Annotated in this window: 5 protein-coding genes; 4 read left to right on the forward strand and 1 reads right to left on the reverse strand. The window is 58.8% G+C overall.

The features are described from left to right. Window positions 1-89: 89 nt before the first annotated feature. A complete protein-coding gene (locus ACT3UA_RS18645) occupies window positions 90-629 on the reverse strand; it encodes a hypothetical protein (RefSeq protein ID WP_096288498.1) in 540 nt (179 codons plus the stop codon). A 351-nt stretch (window positions 630-980) separates the two neighbouring features. Here ACT3UA_RS18645 and ACT3UA_RS18650 point away from each other — a divergent pair, with 351 nt between their 5' ends. The 4 genes from ACT3UA_RS18650 to rlmB all read left to right on the forward strand — a co-directional run bounded on the left by ACT3UA_RS18650 (window position 981) and on the right by rlmB (window position 5,374). After that, complete coding sequence (locus ACT3UA_RS18650) at window positions 981-1,466, forward strand: CarD family transcriptional regulator (protein WP_096288501.1); 486 nt, start codon at window positions 981-983, stop codon at window positions 1,464-1,466. Window positions 1,467-1,581: 115 nt separating this feature from the next. Further along, the gene (gene ispD / locus ACT3UA_RS18655; RefSeq protein WP_255248524.1) at window positions 1,582-2,823 is read left to right on the forward strand and encodes a 2-C-methyl-D-erythritol 4-phosphate cytidylyltransferase; all 1,242 of its coding nucleotides are present in this window, start codon (window positions 1,582-1,584) and stop codon (window positions 2,821-2,823) included. A gap of 69 nt (window positions 2,824-2,892) precedes the next feature. Continuing rightward, window positions 2,893-4,344 (forward strand): cysteine--tRNA ligase, encoded by a 1,452-nt coding sequence (gene cysS, locus ACT3UA_RS18660; RefSeq protein WP_096288493.1) that lies wholly within the window; start codon window positions 2,893-2,895, stop codon window positions 4,342-4,344. Between the two features lie 46 nt (window positions 4,345-4,390). Further along, window positions 4,391-5,374, forward strand: a complete 984-nt coding sequence (rlmB, locus tag ACT3UA_RS18665; RefSeq protein ID WP_096288490.1) for a 23S rRNA (guanosine(2251)-2'-O)-methyltransferase RlmB — start codon at window positions 4,391-4,393, stop codon at window positions 5,372-5,374. Window positions 5,375-5,857 lie beyond the last annotated feature (483 nt).

The following is a 5,857-nucleotide window of genomic DNA, read 5'->3' on the forward strand; positions in this document are numbered from 1 at the left end:
GCGCAGAAATGCAAAAGGCTTCGGCCTTCGAGAATCTTCCATTGAGGAGGAATTCTCGAAGGCCGAAGCCTTTGTCGTTTAGAAAGCGCCTAGTGGCCCGAAGTGGATTCGTGCTCCACTGGCTTCAGGTGTTCGGTGGTGGCCGAGTCGTATCCGCCCGGGACGAAGTCGCGGTATTCGGCGAGGGTGCCGTCGACTACCGGAACGCTGAACTCGACGGTTTCGCCGTCCGCGGTGAAGATGGTGACTGCGTGCTCGCCCTGGTTGACGCCCAGCGAGGAGATGACGGTTTCGTTCGCGTCGTCTTCCAACTTGATGACCTCGTTGGCCGGAACCTCGATCGTCACGGCGGAGGCCGAGCCGGCCTTGATGCTCACGCTTACTGCGCTGTCTGCGTCGTTGACCACTGAGCCGATCAGGCGGGCCTCGGAAGCGTCGGTGTTTGCGACGAACATTAGGTTGCGAACCTCGGCGTCGGCAACATCAACGTGGATGCCATCGGATGCGTTGTACTGGGTGGTAGTCGCCTGCTGGTTGATGGCGCCACAGCTGGTGACACCGAATGCCAGGGCAGCCACGGCTAGGGACGCAGCGATACGACGTCCAGCGGTCATGCGTGCGGTGATCACGACACTAACTCCTCGGTGAGAATAATGAGTTGCGGGTTTCGTGGCCATTTATCGGTGTTCCGCGCCCAAGGCGCGGGGCAACGCGAAGACCACGACTGGTACTAAGCCTAACCGTAATTCGCGCCAGAACGTGATTTAGCGACGGGCAACACATCGATTTCGACAAGTTGTAGATAAGTTGTGGCGGCTTGTGGGAGAGGGGTTAGCCGCGCAACCTGTTAACTTCATACCACGTTTCTCCCGCAAGTGGAAGAGGGAATTCCGCGTCTTTTCGGGGTTATTGAGGTCATGGTGAAGATTTCCCAGAGCGTGCCCGTGGTAGACTGGGAGGTGGGAAAGGGGTTTATTCACATGGTTTTTGAGGTTGGCGAGACTGTTGTCTACCCGCACCACGGCGCGGCAATGATCGAAGAGATCAAAATGCGCAAGATCAAGGGCGAAGAGAAAATGTATCTCAAGCTCAAGGTGGCTCAGGGCGACCTGACCATCGAGGTTCCAGCAGAGAACGTTGATCTCGTTGGCGTGCGTGACGTGGTAGGTCAGGAAGGTTTGGACCATGTGTTCGATGTCCTTCGTGCTGAATTTACTGAAGAGCCGACCAACTGGTCGCGTCGTTACAAGGCAAATCTAGAAAAGCTTGCCTCCGGTGATGTCATCAAGGTGGCAGAGGTCGTTCGTGACCTTTGGCGCCGTGAGAATGACCGTGGCCTGTCCGCAGGCGAAAAGCGTATGCTCTCCAAAGCCCGACAGGTATTGATCAGCGAATTGGCTCTTGCCAAGGACCTGGACGAGACCAAGGCAGAAGGCCTGCTGGACGAAGTTTTGGCCTCCGCCTAAATTTCGTCGAGTCATCGAAGCCTGATGCCGAACGACAAGTAACCGTGGGACGCTGGAAAGCGACCCACGGTTTAGTCATTTAACCGCAGTTCTAATGCGGGATAAGCTGGGATTCGTGAGTGAGCAACGAGAAGAATCGGTAGCGGTCATCCTGGTAGCGGCTGGCTTGGGGACTCGCCTAGGTGCGGGTATGCCCAAGGCGTTAGTCGAGGTCCACGGCAAATCGTTGGCTGAGCATGCACTGGATCGCATTCTCGAAGTGGGCGGAGTCCAAGACGTAATCGTGGTGGTTCCGCCGAAGGACTCCCGGCTTACCGAACGCCTTGCCTACTACCCGTCGCTGGTGCGTACAGTCCCCGGCGGGAACAGCCGCGCGGCCTCGGTGCGCAATGGTCTGGCCGCGGTCTCCGCGCAGATCACGCGAATCCTGGTTCATGACGCGGCACGCGCCTTCGCCCCGGTATCCCAATACGAGCTGATTCTCGCCGAGCTGCGCAAGCCCGCAATCCAGGCAGTCATCCCGGCCCTGGCGGTGACCGACACGATCAGCGTGGTCGGCACGGAGGCGGGCCTTGGTTCGCCGATTGTCGTAGAAACGCCGGATCGCAGCACCTTGCGGGCGGTGCAAACCCCGCAGGGATTCGACGCCCAGACCCTCATCGATGCTCATGCGCAACTCGACCATTACAGTTCCGAAGAATTAGCCCGCGTCACCGATGACGCTTCGATCGTTCGCGTCCGCGGGGTTGAAGTGCACGTCGTGGTTGGCGATGCGCGTTCGCTGAAGGTCACCCACCCAGAGGATTTGGATACCGTGGGTCGATTGTTCGCCACCGCCGCAACGAAGAACCTGGAGAAAAACTTGGCCATCCCACGCATCGGCAATGGCATCGACGTGCACGCGGTCAGCACCGACCCATCACGGCAGATGTGGCTGGCAGGCCTCTTCTTCCCCGACGATATCGGTCTGTCGGGACACTCGGACGGGGACGCGGTAGCCCACGCTGCCTGCGACGCATTGTTCTCCGCCAGCGGGATTGGCGATCTGGGAACCCACTTTGGGGTGGATCGACCCGAATTTTCCGGGGCAAGCGGTGTGAGCCTGCTTGCAGAAGCTGCGCGTCTGGTCCGAGGCGCGGGGTTCGAGATCGGCAACGTGGCGGTGCAGTTCGTGGCCCGCCGTCCACGCTTCGCGGCGCGCCGCGAAGAAGCCAATCAACTGCTCTCTGAAGTCCTTGGTGCCCCAGTCAGCGTCACCGCAACCACCAGCGATGGATTGGGCTACGAGGGGGAGGGCATCGGGGTCACCGCATACGCCACCGCACTGGTCTATCCGGCCACTCGGGCAGGGCAGTAAACAACGCGTCAGTGCGTTCCTTGTCGCATCCCCGCACAACCACCGGTTTCTTCGGATAACCTTAAAGATGTGAGCCTGCGATTTTATGACACCAAGACTGCGTCCGTACGAGACTTTAAGCCGTTAACCGACGGCGAAGTCAAGCTGTACTACTGTGGCGCAACTGTGCAGGGCATGCCGCACGTGGGCCACGTGCGCAGCGCTATTGCCTACGACATCTTGGTGCGCTGGCTGGAATACCGGGACTTTACCGTCACCACCGTGCGCAATGTGACCGATATCGACGACAAGATTTTGGAAAAGTCGTCGAACTCCTTCGCCGAGGAATTTGCCGCGGATCAGCACTACCCGCCACGGGAGTCTTGGTATGCGCTGGCCTACCGCTTCGAACAAGAGTTTGCCAACGCCTATGCAGCGCTCGGAGTACGCAGACCGACCTATGAGCCACGCGCTACCGGCCACATCACCGAAATGCATGAGCTGATCGAAACCTTGATCTCCCGCGGTCATGCCTACCCGGCCACCGATGACTCCGGAGACGTGTATTTCGACGTACGCTCCTTCGAGGCCTACGGTTCACTGACCCGACAGAAAATCGACGATATGCAGGCTGCCGCCGACGCCGATCCGCGTGGCAAGCGAGATCCGCGGGACTTCGCCCTGTGGAAGGGACACAAGGAAAGCGATCCCTACACCGCGTCGTGGACGAGCCCCTGGGGCCGCGGGCGACCGGGCTGGCATTTAGAATGCTCGGCTATGGCCGCCAAGTACCTCGGCACGCACTTCGACATCCACGGTGGTGGGCTAGATTTGCGCTTCCCGCACCATGAGAACGAATTGGCGCAGTCAACCGCCGCCGGTCAGGGCTTTGCCAATTACTGGATGCACAACGGCATGGTCACCTATGCCGGGGAAAAAATGAGCAAGTCCATTGGCAACACCATCTCCCCGGAAGAAATGCTGCAGCTGGCCGAACCTCGCGTGGTGCGCTACTTCCTAGGTCAGGCGCAGTACCGTTCGCAGCTGGATTACCGTCCCGATTCGCTCACCGAAGCTGCTGCCGCCGTAGAACGCATCGACACTTTCATTTCCAACGCCACGTACCGAGCCGCCAATACCGGGCTCAGCGTGGAAGCTACTTCGGTACCCGAAGCTTTCGGCTTCGCCATGGATGATGACCTGAACGTGCCGATGGCCTTGGCTGTGCTTCATGAGACGGTCCGCCGCGGCAACGCCGCACTGGATGCGAACGAAGAACAGGCTGTAGCCGAGGCGCTCGACCAGGTACTTGCCATGACGCAGGTTCTTGGACTGGACGATGCACGTAGCGTCGGCACCGGGCAGGGAAGTGCCGAAACCGAAGCGCTGGACACGCTAATTCAGGCACAACTGGCCGAACGTACCCAGGCGCGAGCCGCTAAGGATTGGGCTCGATCAGACGCCATTCGCGACGCGCTAGCCTCCGCGGGCATCACCGTTGTTGATTCCGCGGACGGGGCCCGCTGGACCCTGACGAAGTAACCGCACCCGCGGCCATACGAAGAATTCAAAACAAAGGACACATCAAATGAGTAATCCTCAAGAACGCGCGGGAGCGGTTCGCAAGGGCAAGAAGGGCCCAACCAAGGGAAGTGGCGGCAAGGGCCGCCGTTCCCTGGAGGGCAAAGGCCCGACCCCGAAAGCCGAGGATCGTCCTTACCACAAGGCCTACCGCACCAAGGAGCTGGCCGACCGCGCAGCTACCAAGCGCAGCGCGGCTAAGCGCAACGACCGGATTAAGGTCAATGCCGAGATGGTGACCGGCCGTAATTCGGTCGTTGAAGCGTTGCGCGCCGGCATTCCGGCGAAGGCACTGCACGTAGCCATCCGCATCGAAGTTGATGACCGAGTGCGCGAGTCGCTGAAACTCGCCGCCGCTCAGGGTATTCCGCTGATGGAAGTGAGCAAGCCGGAGCTAGAACGCATCACCGACGGCGCGATTCATCAGGGCATGGCCCTGCAGATCCCACCGTACGAATACAAAGACGCCGTGCAGTTGGTGCAGAAGTCGGTCAAAGACTACGACCGCGGTTACTCACGTACCCAGCCGCTGTTCATTGCGCTGGATGGCATTACCGATCCGCGCAACCTAGGCGCGATTATCCGTTCGGCTTCGGCCTTCGGCGCAAACGGTGTGATCATCCCCGAGCGGCGCAGTGTGGGCATGACCGCTTCGGCGTGGAAAACCAGTGCCGGAGCAGCGGTACGTGTGCCAGTGGCCAAGTGCAGCAACCTGACCAACGCGCTGAAGGAAATCAAGGCCGCAGGCATCTTCGTCATCGGGTTGGACGCCGGCGGAGATATGGATCTGCCGAATCTGGAACTGGCTACCGGCCCACTGTGCATCGTGGTCGGTTCGGAAGGTAAGGGACTCTCGCGCCTGGTCCGCGAGAACTGCGATGCGATTGTCTCGATCCCGATCGACTCGGCCATGGAGTCGTTGAACGCATCCATGGCCGTCGGCATCTCGCTTTACGAGGTTTCGCGTCTGCGTAACGCCGAAAGCAAGTAAGTTCTTTCTTTTCTGTTGGGCCTGTTTCCTGTGATTCCGCGGGAAAGCAGGCCCAACTGCTTTAAGCGTGAGCTGCTTCATAAGAATGTTTTTGACGGTTTTTCTCGGAGACCAGCTCAACGAGCCACGAATTCCCGTAATGACAGGGAAGTTTGGATGAATAACGGGCCATGCGCCCGATTTTGCGTTCACCTCAAAGACGTGTAGAGTTATTTCTCGCGCCGCTTGAACGGAAAGCCCGAAAGGGAACGAAATTCAAGAGACGTAAACAAGTGGAAAACATGGAGTTGACAACAGTCAACAAGATGGTAACCTTGTAAAGTTGCTCCGGAGCGAAGCAGCCGCCGATTGCGGTGGTTGTGGTGTCGAGAGTGTTTGTTGTTTGAGAACTCAATAGTGTGCCAAGTTTATTGATACCAAATTATTTTTAATTTGGTGGATATATAACATTTGCTTGGAATGATGCACCCCCGTGTGTTGTTC

The organism is Glutamicibacter sp. 363, assembly GCF_052379505.1.
GTDB lineage: Bacteria > Actinomycetota > Actinomycetes > Actinomycetales > Micrococcaceae > Glutamicibacter.